Below are 18,918 nucleotides of genomic sequence, written 5' to 3' on the forward strand. Positions count from 1 at the left end.
ACTGAGGAGACGCACCTGCCGCCACGAGATAGCCAGGGCCGCAACGCATCACGAGGAGGTAGATGATGACGGCACAAACTGGACAGGAGCACGCTGTCAGCGATTTCGTCGTCGACGGCCCGCCGCTGGAGGGCCGGGCACTGCAACGGTACGAGCAGTTCCGCTGGTTCTGCGGGACGAGTCTCGTCGGTTTGTTCGCGGCGGCCTATGTCGACCAGGGCATGCAGAGCGATGTCTCCGACGCGACCTGGGCGACCGGCCGCTACGAGCACAAGCCACTGGAGCGCAACCTGCGCACGATGGCGGCGGGCCAGCTGGTGATGTGGGGCGACGAGTCGGTCAATGCCCGCCAACTCGAACGGCTCAAGAAACTGCACCGCGACGTGCGGGGCAAGGGACGTAACGGGCGCCCCTACAGCGCGTACTCGCCCCGCGCCTGGAACCTCGTGTACCTGAGCATGTTCTTCCTGTACCGCAACGCGTACACGCCGATCACCGGCGACACCCTCACCGACGAGGACAACGAGATCTTCTACCGGTTGGTGTGGGACAAGATGGGCGCCCTGTCGTTCACGGGCAAGAACACCGCCCTGCCCCGCTCCTACGCGGAAGCGATCGCCTACTACGACGAGCTGGTCGCGAACGAACTGCGCGACACCTACATGCTCGAGGTCGGGCGAAGGCTGTTCGCCACACCGCCCGCGCCGGACACGCTTCCCGCGTTGCTGCGCCCGCTGTGGCCTGCGATCTCCCGCGTCGCCGGCGAAGTCGCCATCACCTGCGGGATGGCCATCAGCCGGCCCGAAGTGCGCGAGATCTTCGGGTTCCCCATGACCCGGGCGCGACGGGTGGAGTTCGCGCTGATATGCCGTGTGCTGCCGATCCTGTACCGTCACCTGCCCAAACGTCTGCTCCTGGTCCCGTTGGCCTACAACCGTTGGTGCTACGAGCGTTTGATCCACGACCTGGAGGAGACGCAACTCCACTCGTTCAAGCCGGATCCGGAGCTCGCGCCGCGGCCGCATACCGACTCCGATCACGCGGGATAGTTATCGGCAGCGCCCGTACTGCCGCCCAGCCGCAATCCCGCGCGAGCAGCCCGCCGCCCTCGGTGGACCGTAGAATTGTTGTCGACAGCCTTCCGGCTCGCCACGATTCCACTCGGCCCGGCGGCGGGCATTTCGTGCCTGCTTTTCGAGCAGGCGATCGCTTCGTCCGTATGCACCAACTCCTCGGGAGGTGTTCGGCTGTGCGAACCGATGACGACGAATGGGACATCGTCACCAGCGTCGGACTGACCGCGTTGGGAGTAGCGACATTCCGGGCGCTCGAGTCCGCCCTGCCCGACCCGCTCATACGCGACGATTACGCGGCTCTGTTCGTGAGAGCCGCCGGTGAACCGCACTTCCTGGACGTCTTGGCCGACCCCCCGAAACTCGCCGGATCGCCGCTCGTTCCCGGGTTCATGGGATTGCGGACCAAATTCTTCGACGATTTCTTCCAATCGGCCACCGAGGACGGAGTCAGGCAGGTCGTCATCCTGGCCTCAGGCCTGGATTCGAGGGCCTACCGGCTCGATTGGCCCGCGGGGACGACGGTCTTCGAAATCGACCGCCCCGAAGTACTCGATTTCAAGGACCGGGTACTGACCGAACACAAGGTACAGCCACGCGCCGATCGCCGCGCCGTGGCAGTGGACCTACGGTCCGACTGGCCGGCTGCCTTGGCGGCGCACGGCGCGGACCCGGATGTGCCGACGGCCTGGTCCGCCGAGGGGCTCCTGCCGTATCTGCCGGGCGCGGCCCACGACGAACTCTTCGAGCGGATCGACGAACTCAGCCCTCCCGGCAGCCGGCTCGCTGTGGAATGCACCGCGACGGGAGCCGCGATCGGCGGATTCGCGAAGCTGGAGGAGAAGTATCTCGACAAGAACCCGTTCGGCGATATCGATCCGACCGAACTGTTCTACTCCGACCAGCGCATCGATCCTCATCGATGGCTCGAAGAACACGGCTGGTCGGTGAGCGCCGCAGCCCCGGCCGATCTGGCCGCCGCCTATAAGCTGGTGCTCCCGCAACTCCCGGAAGAACTGGAACAGCAATGGCAACAGCCCCGCTATCTCACTGCGGTGCGATGAACCCGTGAGCGGCGGGCTCAGACCATAGCGGCCACGACGAAGGCCAAGACCGCGATGATGCCCAGTGCCGAAAAGACGGTTGCGAGGACGGAGTCGGAAAGAACGGCAACTCCGCCACCAAGCGTGGTTACGATCAGGCCGGAAATGCAGGCGGTGCCGGAATCCAGCCGGCGTGGTGCAACGGGGGTCGCGTCGGTCGGGTCTTGCCGAGGGGAGTGGGTCACTTTCGCTCGCTTTCGGTGGGGCCGACGGCTGATCACCCGGAACGGGCGAATGGTCGGCAGGCGCCGCAGGGACGAAGGGCAGTCGCTCGGTGAACTCCGTTTGTGATCGCACTCGGTCGGCGGTCACGAACATGTCGCTACTAGAGGAGTAATCGCTGGATACGGGCCGGCTTTTCCGGCGGTGGTTTTCCTCGTCGTGTTCGGTAGCGTCGGACACAACGATCGTAACGGCGCTATCGCCACGATCCGGCCCGCTTTCACTGCAGATCGGTAACCGTCACGGACGCGATATCTCGAAAGGGTCACAGCAGGTCACAGCAAACTCTCGGGGAGCATCAGCAACTCGTGCGCGACTGCGCCTCGGCCGGACCGAGTGGCCGCAGCCGACAGTCAGTCGGACATCACTGCCCGCCGAGCGGATTCCACGGTCCGCCGACGAGAACCGCGAGAAAACAGGTGACGCCGAGGGCCGCGACGAGCAGCGCCAGCAGCAACGGCCGCCTGCCATCGGGTGTCTGCACATGGACCACCCCGTCCTCGCCCACTACGAGACGGTGCCCGGGGGTTGCCGAGCGCGGCACGCCGGTGACGATCAGCACGAGGGTGGGCACCGTGAGCGCCATGAGCAGGACCGCCAGAGCGGTCTCGCCCAATTCGGCGGTGATCCGCACACCCACCAACTCGAAGATCATCAGCGAGCACGCGGTGCGATGCCACGCCAGCGCGGTCCGCTCCACCTGTAGGCCACCATCGGCCAGTCGCGCCGATGGTGGCGCATCGTCACCGTCGGACGCTGTCATGTCAGCAACGACCAGCAGACCAAGCCGGCCGCGACGGCCAGAACCAGCGACAACGGCACCGCTACGTGCGGTGCGGGGAGCGGCTGGGAATGCCGCAGGCTGCGTTCGGTGCGCGCCCACCCCGTCCACGCGAGAAGGGGCAGCACCACCGCCGAGCCCGTCAGCAGAGCCGAGGCGGCAACACTGGGTACGGAACGGTCGCCGACACCGAACACCTGCAGCGCCACGCCCGCCGCCATCAGCGCCAGCGATGTGCGTATCCACGCCAGATAAGTGCGTTCGTTGGCCAGGCTGAATCGGGCGTCGGGCTCGGAACCCGACCCGTAGACCCGGGCGGGGAAGCGGTGTGGGACCGCCGCGTCGTCGGCATCAGCCATGTGCCCGACCTCCTTCGTCGCTGCCGCACACAGGCTACTGTCCCCAGCCGCGTGGAGATGGTGACGCGGATGGACGGCCGCGTGGGGTGCGACCGCATGCCAGTCGTACCCCACGCAGGTGTCAGGCGTAGGTGTAGAACCCGCGACCGGACTTCTTACCCAGCTGCCCGGCCTCCACCTTCCGGCGCAGCAGCGCCGGCGGCGCGTAGTGCGGCTCGGCGAACTCGGCGTAGAGCGATTCGGCCGCGGCAAGGGCGATGTCGAGCCCGATCGTGTCGAGCAGGGTCAGCGGCCCCATCGGGTAGCCGCAGCCACCCTTCATCGCGGCGTCGATGTCCTCCGCGGAGGCGTATCCGGAATCGAACATCCGCACGGCCTGGCACAGGTAGGGAATCAGCAGGGCGTTGACGATGAATCCCGATCGGTCGCCCGCGTGCACGACGGTCTTGCCGAGCGTGTCCCTCGCGTAGGCGGCGACCGCGGCGGCGGTCTGCTCCGAGGTGACCAGCGTCGAGATGATCTCCACCAGCGGCATCACCGGGACGGGGTTGAAGAAGTGGACGCCGACGACACGTTCGGGCCGCTCGGTGGCCGTCGCCACCTTGATGACCGGAATCGAGGAGGTGTTGGTCGCCAGAATCGCCTCCGGGGAGACCACGGCATCGAGCTCGGCGAAGATCTCGCTCTTGAGCGACTCGATCTCCGGAGCGGCCTCGATGACGAGTTCGCGGTCGGCGAGATCGCCGTAGTCGACCGAGACCCGCAGCCGCGCCAGCGCCGCGTCGGCCTCGTCCTGGCTGATCTTGCCCCTGCTCACGCCCCGCGAGAGCGAGGTCGACACCCGTTGCCGCGCGGCCTCCGCGTACTCCGGCTTCGCCTCGACGATGACGACATCACTACCGGCTTTGGCGCACACTTCCGCGATTCCGGCACCCATCGTGCCGCCACCGACCACACCGATTCTCTGCATACAACCCTCCAAGTTCGACCCTCACAAAGTAGTACCGGCGTACTGAGCGCCGTGGGGCAGGCGTCGACTTCTGCGCGCTGTGGTGGCCCGGCGGTCGAACCGATGTCGGCGGTGGGTGAACGTGCTCACCCGGTGCCGTCGTCTGTGACGTCGGCGGATTCCGGTGGGGAAGTACAGCCATCTGTGGTCGCCCGGGCGAGTTCGGCGAGTACCGCCGCCACATCGTGCCCGTCTCCGAAGGCGCGCCGCTGCCGGACCGCACCATTGCCGCGGGCCAGGGCCGAGTCCACCGCCTTCGCGACGAACTCCCGGTCGCCGAGTTCGGTCAGCGCCGGATCGATCGCGTCGAGCAGTGCGGCGAGCAGGTCACGGGCGGGCAGCACCCGTCCGCACGTCGGTGCCACCGCGTCACCGTCCATCCCGCTGCGCGCCGCCTTCCAGTACGCCGCGCGCAGCATCTCCGCGGGCACGTCCGGCGCGGCTCGCCCGTCGGCGAGCGCACGGCGCGCGGTGTGCACGGTGGCGCGCACGAGTGCCGCGAGCAGCGCGGTCTCCTCGACCGTGGCGGGCACATCGCTGACGCGCACCTCGACGGTCGGATAGTTGATGGACGGCCGCACGTCCCAATAGACCATCTTCTCGTCCAAGGCGATGCCGCTGGTCAGCATCATCTGCACCATGGCGTCGTAGGCCTGCGCCGAACCGAAGTGCGGCGGCGGTCCCGCGCTCGGCCAGCGCCGCCACAGGATGCTGCGCCAGCTGGAGTAGCCGGTGTCGGCGGCGCGGTAGATAGCCGAGTTGGCGGTCAGTGCCAGAAACGTCGGCAACCAGGGACGCAGGTGATCGCTCACTCGCACGGCGGTCTCGCGGTCGGGCACCGACACGTGGACATGACAGCCGCACAGGCCCTGTTCATGGGCGATCATCCCGAAGTTGTCGGCGATCGACCGATAGCGCGGGGTGTCGGTGACCGGGAAATCCTCGGGCACCGTCGGGGGGATCGCCACCGCCAGCACCTGCGCGTCGTTGACTTCGGCGCACTGCGTCACCATGCATCGCCGCTCGCGCAACTGGGCGAGCAGGCCCGCGATACTGGAATGCACGTCGCTACTGGCCTCCACCTGACAGCGGGTCAGCTCGAGCTGCAGGTCCAGACCTCGGTCCCGCGCCGTCCGCGCCACCGCCTCGTTGCGCGCGGCCGGAGCACCGGTGCTCGGATCGACGAGCAGGAACTCTTCTTCGACTCCGACCGTCGGCATGTCCATGCCCGCTGGATACCCGCCCCGCGCCGGTCCACCGCACCGTCTTGTGTCACCGGGACGCCCCTGGTGTGCTGAGGGGATGAACCCGGCGAGCGTGGATTTCCACTTCGATCCGATGTGCCCATTCGCCTATCAGACCTCGTTGTGGCTGCGGAACGTGCGCGAGCAGCTCGGCCTCACGGTGAATTGGCGATTCTTCAGTTTGGAGTGGGTCAATCACGTCGAGGGCAAGAAGTATCCCTGGGAGCGTGAGTGGTCCTACGGGTGGTCCCTGATGCGGATCGGGGCGCTATTGCGCCGTAGGGATATGGGGTTGCTGGACCGCTGGTATGCGGCGATCGGCGCCGAGTTACACGAGCGTGGCGGCAGCCCGCATCGCCCGGAGGTCGCCGCGCGTCTGCTCGACGAACTCGGTGTCGGTGCGGCGGTGATGGATCAGGCGCTGGCCGATGCGACGACTCATGAGGAGGTCACGCGCGATCACCGGCGGGTGGTCGAGGCGGGAGGTTTCGGCGTGCCCACGATGTTCCTCGACGGAGAGCAGTGCCTGTTCGGTCCGGTGCTCGTCGATCCGCCCGCGGGGGACGAGGCGCTGGCGTTGTGGCGGGTGGTCACCGGGATGGCCGCGTTGCCGCACGTCTACGAGCTGCAACGGCCCAAATCTGCCACCGACCTGTCCTTCATCGCCGAGCGGCTGCGCCCGTATGTACGTGGGCGGGACTGGGTCAGTATCGATCGCGGACAGCTGATCAATCTCGACGGATTCGTCGACGGAGCCGACGACAGCGGATAACGGTGGTCGGTCGTGTCGCCGCGAGGAGTCAGGGGGTGTGCATGAGCTGCCGGGCGAGGCCGAACAGGCGGTTGGCGAGCTTGATGACCGGAAGCCCGAGCGGAATCAGGAGGATCGTCACGCACAACACCGCACCGACGATCCACACCAGGGCCGCGAGCAGCCCGACCACCGTGCCGAGGACGGCTGTCAGGATCCCGACGACTACATCGAGCAAGCCCTTGATCGCGCGCATGGATGACCTCTCCACCACCCATTTTCCACTCATTTCACCCGAATGGCTCGTGGAATTCGGCGGATATCCGGGCCTGCGGCTATCTCCTGGCGAAGCGCCTGTGCTGTGCTCAGGGCGCGTCCAACACGCTCGCCGGGACCCCGTAGGGCAGGAACCGGACCCGGCGCCCGGGATCGGTGTTGTCACGATGCGCGCGCAAGGCCTCGAGCTCGCTCGGGAAGACCTGGTCGACCCTGGCCGCGCCGGTGTCGTCGATGGTGTAGATCGCCCAGACCCCGCTCCCTGTTTCCCCGGTGGTCTCGCCTTCGGGCTGCGGGGGACGTGGTCGTTCCGGCTGGACGAACTGACCGAACAACGACGCCAGCGATCCGACGCCGGCGTTGTCCACCCGGTCCAGGTAGACGCCCGCCTTGCCGAGCAGGCCCCGGAGCTCGGTTCCCGCCTCGCGTAATGCGCGTTCGAAATCTTCCGGATCGATGCCGAAAGGCCCGTTGGTTGCCATCGAATGTGCTCCTCGGGACGGGATGGGCGGTGTGTCCTCAGTGTCCTCGCGAAACGCGGACTTCGCCACGACGGCCTCGCTCGTCCGCCGTTCCGATCCGCGGTCCGGGCCGATGGTCGACTGGAAGTTTTTCGGCGGCAACCGGTCTCAGCTGTGATCCGGCGCCGCCTGGTGCGGATCCGGGCCCACCGCGGGACCGGCGCCCACCGCACCCATGACGAACGGCACGACCTGTGCGATCACCTCGTCGACGGATCCGCCGTCGGCGAGTGCCTGACGGTGCGGGTCCAGGCAGCCGAGGATGCAGCGACTCGCGAAGCGCGCGTCGACGAGCTGGAACACTCCTGTGCGTTCACCCTCGACGAGGATCCCGAACACCACGTTCTCGAGCTGGTTGAGCTGTGAGGTGAACTCCAGTGCGGTCTGGTTGGGAATCAGGCTCATCATCGGCGGGGTGACCGGGTGGGGTCCGGCGAACTCGCGCAGTACCAGCTTCACGAGCGCTTCCAGCTTCCGGCGCGGGTCGTCCAGCGGCTCGATCTCCTGGGCGATCTGCGTCAGGAATCGCTCGATCTCCAGCGCGGACCAGGCCAGCAGCAGCTCGGACTTGTCGGCGAAGTAGTTGTAGATCACGGTGCGGGTCAGGCCGGCCTGTGCGGCAACCGCTTTGATCGACGCGCCGTCCCAGCCGTCGCGGGCCAGAACCTCGGCGAAGGCGGCGAGGATGCGGGTGCGGATGGCCGTCTTGTGTTCGGCAACGGTGTGCCCTGCGTTCAGGATAGGCACATGCTGCTCCCGGCTCGGTCGAGGACTTCCTGACCGGTCGGAGCGTACACGCCCCGGCGGCCCGCCGAGATTTTGCTGACACTACGTCATCAAAAGTTGGCGGTCCGGTTCCACATCTGCTGAAATCTGCGCATGATTCTCTCCCGCCGCTACGTCGCCGTGCCGGTCTGACCGGACCGACTACAGGAGCCGCTTCGATGTTTCTCGCTGTGCGTGAACTGCTGTTCGCGCGTACCCGCGTCCTGCTCATGGGCTCGGTGATCGCCTTGATCTCGGTCTTGATGGTCATCCTGTCGGGGCTTTCCTCCGGCCTGGTGGAAGACGGTGTGTCCGGTCTGCAACGGACTCCGGTACAGGCCTTCGCCTTCTCCGAGGGCACCAAGACCGATTCCGCCTTCTCCCGCTCGGTCGTGACCGAGGACCAGGCCGCCGCCTGGGCCGCGCGGCCCGATGTGGACGCGGCCGAACTCATGGGCAATGCCATCGTCAACGCGCACACCGGCGGTGGCACGGCGATCGACCTCACCGTCTTCGGCATCACCCCGGGATCGTTCCTCGAACCGGCGGTCGCCGAGGGCGCGGCGTTGAGCGGCCCACGCGATGTCGTGCTGAGTGCCAGCGCCGCCGACGAAGGCGTGGCGGTCGGTGACACCGTGATCATCGACCGGATCGGCACCGAGCTCACCGTGGTCGGATTCACCGGCGACAAGCGCACCTTCGGTCACGTGGACATCGCCTATGTGCCGCTGCGGACCTGGCAGGAGATCAACAGCGGTCTGCCCGCCGGCTCCGAGATCGACCCGCGCGTCTACACCCAGGCCAGCGTCGTCGCGATCAAGGGCGCCGACGGCGCACTTCCCGATCTCGCCGCGGGCGACGCCGCCGCGGGCACGTCGAGCAAGACCCTCGAGGAGTCGTTCGACTCCTCTCCCGGCTATACCGCCGAGATGATGACCATGTCGATGATCGTCGCCTTCCTCTACGCGATCTCGGCGCTCGTCGTCGGCGCCTTCTTCAGCATCTGGACCGTGCAGCGGATGCGTGAACTCGCGGTGCTGCGCGCGCTCGGCGCCTCCACCGGATATCTGTTGCGGGACAGCCTGATGCAGGCCGTGGTCATCCTCGTCGCCGCCGTGGCGGTCGGCGTCCTGGCCGGCCTCGGCCTCGGTTCCGGCCTCGACGGCACCGGGATGCCGTTCGCCCTGGAAGCCGGGCCCATCGCACGCGGCGCGGCACTGCTCGTCGTGCTCGGCCTCGTCGGCGCCGGGATCGCCGTCCTGCGCATCACGCGCATCAACCCTCTGAACGCTCTGGGAGACAACCGATGAGCACCCTCACCGCCACCGGGCTCAGCTTGCGCAACGTCACTCTGCGGTTCGGTGACGGCGACAGCACCGTCACCGCACTCGACGACGTGACTCTCGATGTCGCGCCCGGGGAGCTGGTCGCCATCGTCGGTCCCTCCGGCGCCGGAAAGTCGAGTCTGCTGGCCGTCGCGGGCGGGCTCATCACACCTACCAGCGGAACCGTGGCACTGCGCGACATCGACCTGACCGCCACACCGCAGTCGAAACTCGCCGAAATCCGCCGCAACCACATCGGTTTCGTCTTCCAGTCCGCCAATCTGCTGCCCGCGCTGACCGCGATCGACCAATTGCGGCTGATGTCGACCATCACCGGGCGCCCTGGCCGCGACCCCGGCGAGCTGCTCGCCTCCGTGGGCATGTCCCACCGAGCGGACAAACGGCCAGGGCAACTGTCGGGCGGTGAGCGCCAGCGGGTCGGCATCGCCCGCGCCCTGATCACCGATCCGGCCGTGCTGCTCGTCGACGAACCGACCGCCGCGCTGGACCGCAATCGCAGCCACGAGGTGGTGACCCTGCTGGCCGAGGAAACCCACCGCGCGAAGGTCGCGACCGTCATGGTCACCCACGACCACGATGTCCTCGTCCACTGCGATCGCATCCTCGAGATGATCGACGGCAGGCTCGCGCCCCCGGCCTGAAAGCCGTCTCCTGTTGCCGCACGGTCATCGGCATCCGCCGATCGACCGTGTTCGGCGGGCTCGGTCGCCCGATCAATGGGTAGCCGAAAGTTGCCCGGGAATCGGGCGCGGACGCCGAGTAGCTGACGCGGTGTGGCCTTGATAGTGGTGGCGGCCCTTGACAGGCCGCAGCGCCGCTCCGAGGCTTGAAGTTGCCATATGACACTCGAGAGTGCCACCTACGAGTATCGAGGTGAGTTCGATGGCGACCCGTACCCCGTTGTCGGCCGAGGCTCAGGAAGCCCGGCTCGAACGCCGCATCGCCGACCTGTACCGCTTCGACGAGCAGTGCGCCGCTGCCCGGCCCGACCCGGCCGTCGCCGCCCGGACGGAAGCGCCCGGCCTGCGTCCGCTCGAACTCGCGCAGATCGTGATGGAGGGCTACGCGCATCGGCCCGCCCTCGGGCAGCGCGCGATCGAATTCGTCACCGACCGGCGCACCGGCCGCACGTCGGCGAAGCTGCTGCCCACATTCGAGACGATCACCTATCGCGAGGTATGGGACCGTGCCGGGGCGATCGCCGCCGCATTGGCAGGTGATCCCGTGCGGTCCGGTGACCGCGTCTGCGTCCTGGGTTTCACCAGCGTCGACTACACCCTCGTGGATGTGGCACTGATGCGACTGGCCGCGGTAGCGGTTCCGTTGCAGGCCAGTGCGGTGGCGGCCCAGCTTCTCCCGATCGTCGACGAGACCGAGCCCACGGTGATCGCGGTGAGTGTCGACCATCTCGCGATCGCCGTCGAACTCGCGCTCACCGGTCACACCCCGCAGCGCCTGATCGTGTTCGACCACCACGAGCAGATCGACGACGAACGCGAAGCATTGGCAGCCGCGTCGATGCGGCTGGCCGAGGCGGGCAGTCCGGTGACCATCGAAACCCTGCCCGCTGTCATCGCCCGCGGCCGGGCACTGCCTCCGGCCCCGGTGCCCACCCGCGCCGACGCCGATCCGCTGGCACTGCTGATCTACACCTCGGGAAGCACCGGAGCCCCCAAGGGCGCCATGATCACCGAACGGTCGGTGGCCGACAACTGGCGTGCGTCGACCAGCGAGCGATGGGGGCAGCGCGGCGCCGAATCGGTGATCGTGCTCGCCTTCATGCCGATGAGCCACATCATGGGCCGGGCGGTTCTCTACATGGCGCTGGCGCGCGGCGGCACCGCCTACTTCGTCGCCCGCAGTGATCTGTCGACTTTGCTGGAGGATCTGGCCACGGTCCGGCCCACCCACCTCACTTTCGTGCCCAGGATCTGGGAAATGCTCTTCCAGCGATTCCAGAGCGAGATGCAGCAGCGCGCGGCCGAAGGCGGCGACCGTGCGGCCTTGGAGCGCCGCGTGCTGGCCGATATGCGCGAGAATCTACTCGGCGGGCGCTTCCTCTCGGCGACGACGGGTTCGGCGCCGATGTCGGCGGAGATGAGAGCCTGGGCCGAATCACTTCTCGAACTGCACCTGGTGGACGGTTACGGTGCCACGGAGACCGGCAGCATCGCGGTCGACGGCCGGATATGCCGCCCACCCGTGCTCGACTACGAACTCGTCGACGTCCCGGAACTGGGCTATTTCCATACCGATCGGCCCTATCCCAGGGGTGAGCTGGTGGTCCGGTCCGAGACGCTGGTCCCCGGCTACTACAAGCGCGCCGATGTGACCGCCGAGGTGTTCGACTCCGACGGCCGGTACCACACCGGAGACATCTTCGCCGAGATCGGCGTCGATCACCTCGCCTTCCTCGATCGCCGCAGCTTCGTACTGAAGCTCTCCCAGGGCGAGTTCGTGACCGTGTCGAAGGTGGAGGCCGTGTTCTCCGAGAGCCCGCTGGTCCGCCAGATCTTCGTCTACGGCAACAGCACCCGGTCCTATCTCCTGGCGGTGGTGGTGCCGACCGCCGACGCGATCGAGTACACCGGCGGCGACATCGACGCACTGAAGCAGTTGGTCCGCGAATCCCTGCAGCAGGTCGCGAGGTCGGCCGGTCTCCAGGCCTACGAGATCCCCCGCGATGTGCTCATCGAGACGCAGCCGTTCACCCCCGAGAACGGTCTGCTCACCGGTATCCGCAAACTGGCGCGGCCGAAACTGAAGGAGTACTACGGACCGCGATTGGAGCAGCTCTACAGCGAGCTCGCCGTGGCCGAGGTCGAGGAACTGCGCGCACTACGCGTCGGTGCCGGCGACCGGCCGACGGTGGAGACGGTCGTGCGCGCGGCAGCCGCCGTGCTGGGTGCGGCCACCCGTGACGTGCGCCCCGACGCGCATTTCACCGATCTCGGCGGAGACTCGTTGTCGGCACTGACCTTCGCACAACTACTGCGCGACATCTTCGCTGTCGAGGTGCCGGTGGGTTTCCTCATCGGCCCGGCCACCGATCTCCATGCCCTCGCCGGCTACATCGACCGGCAGCGCAGGGGAGCGGACCGGCCGACCTTCGCCGCGGTACACGGCGCGGACGCCACCGAAGCACGCGCCACCGATCTGACACTCGACGAATTCATCGATGGCAACACCCTCGCGGAGGCTCCGCGCCTTCCCGGTCCCAGCCCGGAGGTGCGGACCGTTCTGTTGACCGGCGCGACCGGATTCCTCGGTAGATACCTGGCGCTGGAATGGCTGGAGCGGCTCGCTCGAACCGGCGGCACGCTGATCTGCCTGGTGCGCGCGCACGACGATGTCGATGCCAGGGCCCGGCTGGACAAGACTTTCGACGCGGGAGATCCGAAGCTCTCCGACCACTACCGCGAGCTGGCGGCGGCTCATCTCGAAGTGATCGCCGGCGACAAGGCCGAGCCCGAGCTGGGGCTGGAACACGCCACCTGGCAGCGGTTGGCGGACACGGTCGATGTGATCGTGGATCCCGCGGCACTGGTCAATCACCTCCTGCCCTACAGCGAACTGTTCGGACCCAATGTCGTGGGGACCGCGGAACTGATCCGTCTCGCGGTGACCACGAAACAGAAGCCCTACACCTACGTCTCGACCATCGGCGTGAACGACCAGATCGACCGCTCGGCGTTCACCGAGGAGGCCGACATCCGGGTGATCAGCCCGCGCCGCACCATCGACGGCAGTTACGCCAACGGGTACGCGAACAGCAAGTGGGCGGGCGAAGTGCTGCTCCGGGAGGCGAACGACCTGTGTGGTCTGCCGGTCACGGTGTTCCGCTGCGACATGATCCTCGCCGACACCGGGTACGCCGGTCAGCTCAACGTCCCGGACATGTTCACGCGGTGGGTGCTGAGCGTGGAAGCCGTCGGTACCGCGCCGGGCTCCTTCTACGAACTCGATTCGGACGGCCACCGGCAGCGCGCACACTACGACGGGCTCCCGGTCGGCTTCATCGCCGAGGCGATCGCCGCCCTCGGCGCCCGGGCTGACACCGGCTTCCGCACCTACCATGTGATGAACCCGTACGACGACGGCATCTCGCTGGACACCTATGTCGACTGGCTGATCGATGCCGGGCACCCGATCGAACGCGTCCCCGACTACGAGCTCTGGCTGCAGCGGTTCGAGACCGCGGTCCGCGCCCTTCCCGACCGGCAGCGCCGGTACTCCTTGCTGCCGATGTTGCAGAACTACCGGAAACCGCAACGAGCCGTACGCGGCTCGATCGCACCGACCGAACGGTTCCGCGCGGCGGTTCGACATGAGGAAATCGGTTCCACCAAGGACATCCCCCACATCACCCCGGAAATCATCGTCAAATACACCACCGACCTCCAGTTACTGGGGCTGTTGTGACGACGTCCGCACGACCATCGCGATTCCGAAATACCGAACAGGCCGAGATATTCCCGGCCACCGGCCACAGAATTGTGGAATTGCAGATCCGTTCGCCCGGAACACGAATCACCGCGTCACGCTCAGATCGGCGTGAGTTTCGGCGATTCACCTGGTCACAGGCCTACACTTGGCCGATGCAGCCACTGACCACATGGAAAGCCTGAGGGTGCGAAGCATCGGTTTCGGTGGACTGACGGGGCATTCCCTGTCGGTCGTGTCGTCCACCACGGTCAGGACCGTGGTATCGGCACAGAATCTATTGCAGCCGGTGACCCGCCCGATTCGCGAATCGGCGCGCACCGTCCTCGGTTCGGCGGAAAAGGACGTCGGCGAGGTGGTTCTGCCGATGTCGTGGCGCACGGCCCGGAGACTGCATGTCGACCTCGACCAGGTGCTGCCGTTTCCGGGATGGGTGCGCGGGGCCGCGCAGCTGGAGCGTGTGGTCGGCGCGACCCCGGGAGTCGTCTCGGCCCATGTGGAGGGCATCCTCGGGCGGATAGTGATCGAGCGGGAGGAAACAGCCGACCTCGAGGAGATCCACCGCGCGATTCGCCGCGCCGCCGACGCCGTGACCGATGCCGCCACGGCGGCAGATCGGCAGCACGGGACAGCGGTGTCGCCGGCGGCCGATCCGGGTGACCCGCTGGCGTTGGTCGTTCCGGCGGTCGCCGCGGTGGTCGATGCCGCCGCGGTCGCCGCAGCGGTGACAGGTTGGCTCGGCAGGCTCCCTCGCGTACCACGCGCCGCACGCGCCGCCGCCGCGATGATCAACCATCAGCCCCGGATCGTCGCGCTGCTCGAAGCGAGGCTCGGGCGGCTCGGCACCGATCTACTGCTGAACGCGATCTCCGGGGCAGCCCACGGGCTCACTCAGGCGCCGGCCACGCCTTTACTGGATCTGATGCAGCGGACGGCGCAGTTGTCGGAGGCGCTCGCCCATCGGCAGACCTGGCGGGAGCGTGAGCCGGAACTCGCCGCAGCCACGCGGCCGCAGTGCCCGGCGATGTCGGTGATCCCGGTGGCCTCGCAGGACTCCGGCGGGCCACGGCACGAATGGGCGCCCGCCGCGGCCGGTGAGGTTTCACACGTGGTGGTCGACTCCGCCGTGGACGTATCCATCGACTGTGCCGGCTCGAAGATGGCCGGCGTCGTCGAGGACTATGCCGACCAAGCCGCCAACGGCTCACTGGTGGCGGCCGCGGGCACGCTGCTCGCCGGTGGCACGGTCGACGACATCGCCGATGCGGTGCTGGCCGGCATACCCAAAGCGGCGCACATGGGCAGGGAAGGGTTCGCGGTGTTCCTCGGCCGTGGACTCGCGAAAACGGGCCTGCTGGTACTCGACCCCGGTGCGTTACGACGGCTGGACCGCATTCGAGTGATCGTCATCGACGGCGCCGCGTTGCGCGGCGACACCCGCGCCGTCCTCGACGTCGAGGTGCGCGCGCCGGACTGGGACGACGATCTGGTTTTCGAGATCGCGGACGCCCTGTTGCACGATGAGCGGGTTCCGCACTCCGGTCGCGGCGAATTGTGCGCCGAGGGCGCCAGTTTGGGCTGGCATGAGCGCCCGGACGCCGCGGCGCCCGCCTTGGGCGCCGAGCACGCGGACCTGCTGGTCGGCGGACAGGTCGTGGCCACCCTCACCGTCGGCTGGGAACTCGACTCCTATTCGATCCCGCTGGTGGAGATGGCTCGTCGCAGCGGTGCCCGAGTGGTGCTGCGCAATGTCTGCGGTACAGAGGAACTGAACACCTTCGTGACCGCCGCCCACGAACCCGGTACGCCCCTGGTCGACCTGGTGCGGGAGCTGCGCGCCGACCGCGGCCCGGTGATGGTGATCTCTGCCCTCCACTCCGACTTCGTCTCGATGGACACCCTGGCGGCCCTCGCTGTCGCCGATATCGGACTCGCGCTCGACGACCCCGCCGCGGCGACGCCCTGGACCGCCGACATCATCGCGGGCACCGACCTCGCCGCAGCCGTTCGCGTGCTGACGGCCCTGTCAGCCGCCCGCCGGGCCACCGAATCGGCGGTGCGGTTGGCCAAAGCGGGCACCACACTCGCCGGGCTACTGCTGGTCACCGGAGAAACCGAACAACGAGGCGGGCTCGGTCTGGGGCGCTGGCTCAGCCCGGTGAATGCCGCGGGCGCGACCGCCTGGTTCGTCAGTGCGTTCGCCGCACGACAGGTATTGCGAATGCCGGACCCGCCGCCTCAACCGCTCACCGCCTGGCATGCCCTCGACCCCGAAATCGTGTTCTCGCGCGTGCTCGGCGGTATTCCGTCCGCGGAGCCGTCGGTGACTCCGCAGTGGTACCGCGCGCTGTCCGAACTCTCGGAAACCGCTGTCGGCGAGTTCCTCCTCCGCCCAGCGATACTGCTGGCCAGGGTGGCCGATGCCACCCGCCGTGAACTGGGCGATCCACTCACCCCGATCCTCGCCGTCGGCGCGGCGGCGGCCGCGATTCTGGGCAGCAATGTCGATGCCCTGCTGGTCGCCGGGGTGATGAGCGTGAACGCCGTGGTCAGCGGAGTTCAGCGCTTACGTGCCGAGCACGCCGCCGAGGCGCTGTTCGCCGAACAGGAGCAGGCGGTCCGGCGAGTTGTCGTGCCCACGGTCGCGACAACGGCGCGGCGACTGCATTCGGCACGGACCTCCAGCCGTGTCACGGTCGTCCCCGCGACCCGGTTGCGTCCGGGCGACGTGCTCGATCTGCGGGCGCCGGAAGTGGTACCGGCCGACGCCCGCGTGTTGATCGCCGACGATCTGGAGGTCGACGAGTCATCGCTGACCGGTGAGTCGCTACCGGTCGACAAACAGGTCGAGCCGGTCGCCAACGACGCCACCGAACGGGCAAGCATGCTCTTCCAGGGCAGCACGATCGTCGCCGGACACGCCCGCGCCATCGTGGTGGCCACCGGTCCGGCCACCGCCGCCCACCGCGCCATATCCGCTGTCTCCGACGTGGCGCCCGCGGCCGGAGTGCAGGGGCGGCTGCGCGATCTCACGAGCAAGGTGTTGCCGCTGACCCTGGCCGGGGGTGCGGTGGTCGGCGGCCTGTCGCTGATGCACCGAGGAGCGCTGCGCGAGGCGGTCGCCGACGGGGTCGCGATCGCGGTGGCGGCCGTCCCGGAAGGGCTACCGCTGGTCGCGACACTGGCGCAGCTCGCGGCTGCCCGCCGGCTGTCACGGCTCGGCGTGCTCGTCCGCTCCCCGCGCACCCTCGAGGCGATCGGCCGTGTCGACACCGTCTGCTTCGACAAGACGGGCACCCTCACCCTGAACCGGCTCGACGTCGTCACGGCCGTCCCGCCGGATTTCACCCCGGGGCGGCCCTGCCCGCAGATCACCGACCGGCGCGCGGCGACGGTGGTGCGCTCGGCGGCCCGCGCATGCCCCCGGCCGGAAGCGGGGGAGGGCCATGCCCATGCCACCGACGAGGCGATCCTCACCGCCGCCGCGCGCCTCGCGGCGGACGATGCCGCGCCGCGCACCCTCGCCGAGGTCCCCTTCGAGTCCAGCCGCGGCTATTCGGCGTCGATCATCGTGCCTGCGGACGCTACCCCCGAGGCGCACGCGCAGCTGGTGGTCAAAGGCGCACCGGAGGTGGTCTTGCCGCGCTGCCGGTTCGACACCGGCGACCAGGGCCGCGCCGCGGCCGAAGCTCTCGTGCACTATCTGGCTGATCAAGGCCTGCGAGTACTCGCCGTCGCACAGCGTGAACTCGGCACCGCGCGTGACGATACGACCGATGAACCGGATCGAGTCGACGCACTCGCCACCGACCTGACTCTGATCGGTTATGTCGGACTCGCCGACACGATCCGCGACTCGGCGCGCCCGCTGCTGGAACGGTTGGTCGCCGCACGCTGCAATGTCGCCCTGATCACCGGCGACCATCCGGTCACCGCCCGGGCGATCGCCCGCCAGATCGGCTTTCCTCCCGACACGCGTGTGGTGACCGGCGCCGAACTCGCGGCCGCCGACGAAGACGCGCGCTCGGTGCTCGCCGCCTCGGCCCAGGTCTTCGCCCGGGTCAGCCCGGAACAGAAGGTGCAGGTGATCGCGGCGCTGCAGCGGTCCGGACGGGTCGTCGCCATGGTCGGCGACGGAGCCAACGACGCCGCGGCGATCCGCATGGCCGACGCAGGCATCGGGGTGACCGGACGTGGCTCCTCACCCGCGCGAGAGGCCGCTGATCTCGTCCTGACGGGCGAGAACCTCACCGTCCTGCTCGACGCCCTCGTGGAAGGCCGCAATATGTGGGCCGGTGTCCGCGACGCCCTGACACTGCTGCTCGGCGGAAACGCCGGCGAAGTCGTGTTCACCATCCTCGGCACCGCCCTCGGCCGCAGCGGTGCCCCGGTCAACACCCGCCAACTCCTGTTGGTCAACCTGCTCACGGACATGTTCCCGGCACTCGCCATCGCGGTCACACCGCCGAAGCCCGACACCGACGGCGCGGACGCGGACCCCCTGGTGTCGATCCTGTCCGCCCCCGCGCCCTCGCTCGAACGGCCGCTCGTGGAGGCGATCGTCCGTCGCGGTGTGGCCACCGCGGCCGCCGCCACTGCCGCGTGGGCCATCGGCCGGTGGACCCCGGGAACTCGGCGACGCTCCGCGACGATGGGGCTGACCGCGTTGGTCGGCGCGCAACTCGCCCAAACACTCGTATTGCGTCAGGAAAGCCCGCTGGTGATGGCGACTGCTGTCGGCAGCGCCGCGGTGCTCGTCGCGATCGTCGAGACTCCCGGAATCAGCCAGTTCTTCGGATGCACCCCGCTCGGGCCGCTGGCCTGGGGCGGCGTGGTCGCCGCCGTCGGTGCCACGACCGCCGTGGTGATCTTCGCCCCCGCCTGGTTCACCCGGCGAACCACCGAACTGATAGACCGCGCGGACCGCTTGCCGACCGGTCGGCTCGTGCGCAATCATGAACAGGCAACTCGCTCGACATCGTCGGATCCCACGGGTCCCGTGGTGCCATGACCAGGCAGTTCCCG

Annotated in this window: 14 protein-coding genes; 7 read left to right on the forward strand and 7 right to left on the reverse strand. The window is 68.2% G+C overall.

Annotated elements, in window-relative coordinates:
• Positions 1–65 precede the first annotated feature (65 nt).
• Both ON26_RS30130 and ON26_RS30135 read left to right on the forward strand, forming a co-directional pair.
• Positions 66–1,049 carry an oxygenase MpaB family protein gene (locus ON26_RS30130; RefSeq protein WP_157172080.1) on the forward strand — a complete coding sequence of 328 codons (984 nt, stop codon included), beginning with the start codon at positions 66–68 and terminating at the stop codon, positions 1,047–1,049.
• Between the two features lie 170 nt (positions 1,050–1,219).
• Positions 1,220–2,137, forward strand: a complete 918-nt coding sequence (locus ON26_RS30135; RefSeq protein ID WP_040801553.1) for a class I SAM-dependent methyltransferase — start codon at positions 1,220–1,222, stop codon at positions 2,135–2,137.
• Positions 2,138–2,762: 625 nt separating this feature from the next.
• Here the strand turns inward: ON26_RS30135 and ON26_RS31935 are convergent.
• The 4 genes from ON26_RS31935 to ON26_RS30160 all read right to left on the reverse strand — a co-directional run bounded on the left by ON26_RS31935 (position 2,763) and on the right by ON26_RS30160 (position 5,773).
• Positions 2,763–3,161, reverse strand: a complete 399-nt coding sequence (locus ON26_RS31935) for a DUF202 domain-containing protein (protein ID WP_157172081.1) — start codon at positions 3,159–3,161, stop codon at positions 2,763–2,765.
• On the reverse strand, positions 3,158–3,538 hold the full coding sequence (locus ON26_RS30150) for a YidH family protein (protein ID WP_040801559.1): 381 nt from the start codon (positions 3,536–3,538) through the stop codon (positions 3,158–3,160). Before ON26_RS30150 ends, ON26_RS31935 begins: the two co-directional genes overlap by 4 nt.
• 121 nt (positions 3,539–3,659) lie before the next feature.
• Positions 3,660–4,508, reverse strand: coding sequence for a 3-hydroxybutyryl-CoA dehydrogenase (locus ON26_RS30155; protein ID WP_040801562.1), 849 nt, complete (start codon positions 4,506–4,508; stop codon positions 3,660–3,662).
• Between the two features lie 125 nt (positions 4,509–4,633).
• Positions 4,634–5,773, reverse strand: coding sequence for a glutamate--cysteine ligase 2 (locus ON26_RS30160; RefSeq protein WP_040801565.1), 1,140 nt, complete (start codon positions 5,771–5,773; stop codon positions 4,634–4,636).
• A 76-nt stretch (positions 5,774–5,849) separates the two neighbouring features.
• Between ON26_RS30160 and ON26_RS30165 the strand changes: the two genes are divergently transcribed.
• Positions 5,850–6,563, forward strand: coding sequence for a mycothiol-dependent nitroreductase Rv2466c family protein (locus tag ON26_RS30165; protein ID WP_040801566.1), 714 nt, complete (start codon positions 5,850–5,852; stop codon positions 6,561–6,563).
• A 28-nt stretch (positions 6,564–6,591) separates the two neighbouring features.
• Here ON26_RS30165 and ON26_RS30170 read toward each other — a convergent pair whose 3' ends face one another.
• From ON26_RS30170 to ON26_RS31940, 3 genes are all read right to left on the reverse strand, one after another.
• On the reverse strand, positions 6,592–6,798 hold the full coding sequence (locus ON26_RS30170) for a hypothetical protein (protein WP_040801568.1): 207 nt from the start codon (positions 6,796–6,798) through the stop codon (positions 6,592–6,594).
• A gap of 109 nt (positions 6,799–6,907) precedes the next feature.
• Complete coding sequence (locus ON26_RS30175) at positions 6,908–7,300, reverse strand: Rv0313 family protein (protein WP_040801570.1); 393 nt, start codon at positions 7,298–7,300, stop codon at positions 6,908–6,910.
• Positions 7,301–7,447: 147 nt separating this feature from the next.
• Positions 7,448–8,086 (reverse strand): TetR/AcrR family transcriptional regulator, encoded by a 639-nt coding sequence (locus ON26_RS31940; RefSeq protein WP_051027933.1) that lies wholly within the window; start codon positions 8,084–8,086, stop codon positions 7,448–7,450.
• A gap of 197 nt (positions 8,087–8,283) precedes the next feature.
• Here ON26_RS31940 and ON26_RS30185 point away from each other — a divergent pair, with 197 nt between their 5' ends.
• From ON26_RS30185 to ON26_RS30200, 4 genes are all read left to right on the forward strand, one after another.
• Positions 8,284–9,414, forward strand: coding sequence for an ABC transporter permease (locus ON26_RS30185; protein WP_051027934.1), 1,131 nt, complete (start codon positions 8,284–8,286; stop codon positions 9,412–9,414).
• On the forward strand, positions 9,411–10,091 hold the full coding sequence (locus tag ON26_RS30190) for an ABC transporter ATP-binding protein (RefSeq protein ID WP_040801574.1): 681 nt from the start codon (positions 9,411–9,413) through the stop codon (positions 10,089–10,091). Before ON26_RS30185 ends, ON26_RS30190 begins: the two co-directional genes overlap by 4 nt.
• Positions 10,092–10,350: 259 nt before the next feature.
• Positions 10,351–13,872, forward strand: coding sequence for a carboxylic acid reductase (car, locus tag ON26_RS30195; protein ID WP_040801576.1), 3,522 nt, complete (start codon positions 10,351–10,353; stop codon positions 13,870–13,872).
• Between the two features lie 193 nt (positions 13,873–14,065).
• The gene (locus ON26_RS30200) at positions 14,066–18,904 is read left to right on the forward strand and encodes a cation-translocating P-type ATPase (protein ID WP_083884487.1); all 4,839 of its coding nucleotides are present in this window, start codon (positions 14,066–14,068) and stop codon (positions 18,902–18,904) included.
• Positions 18,905–18,918: the final 14 nt, after the last annotated feature.

It is taken from the genome of Nocardia higoensis NBRC 100133 (assembly GCF_000308595.1).
GTDB lineage: Bacteria > Actinomycetota > Actinomycetes > Mycobacteriales > Mycobacteriaceae > Nocardia > Nocardia higoensis.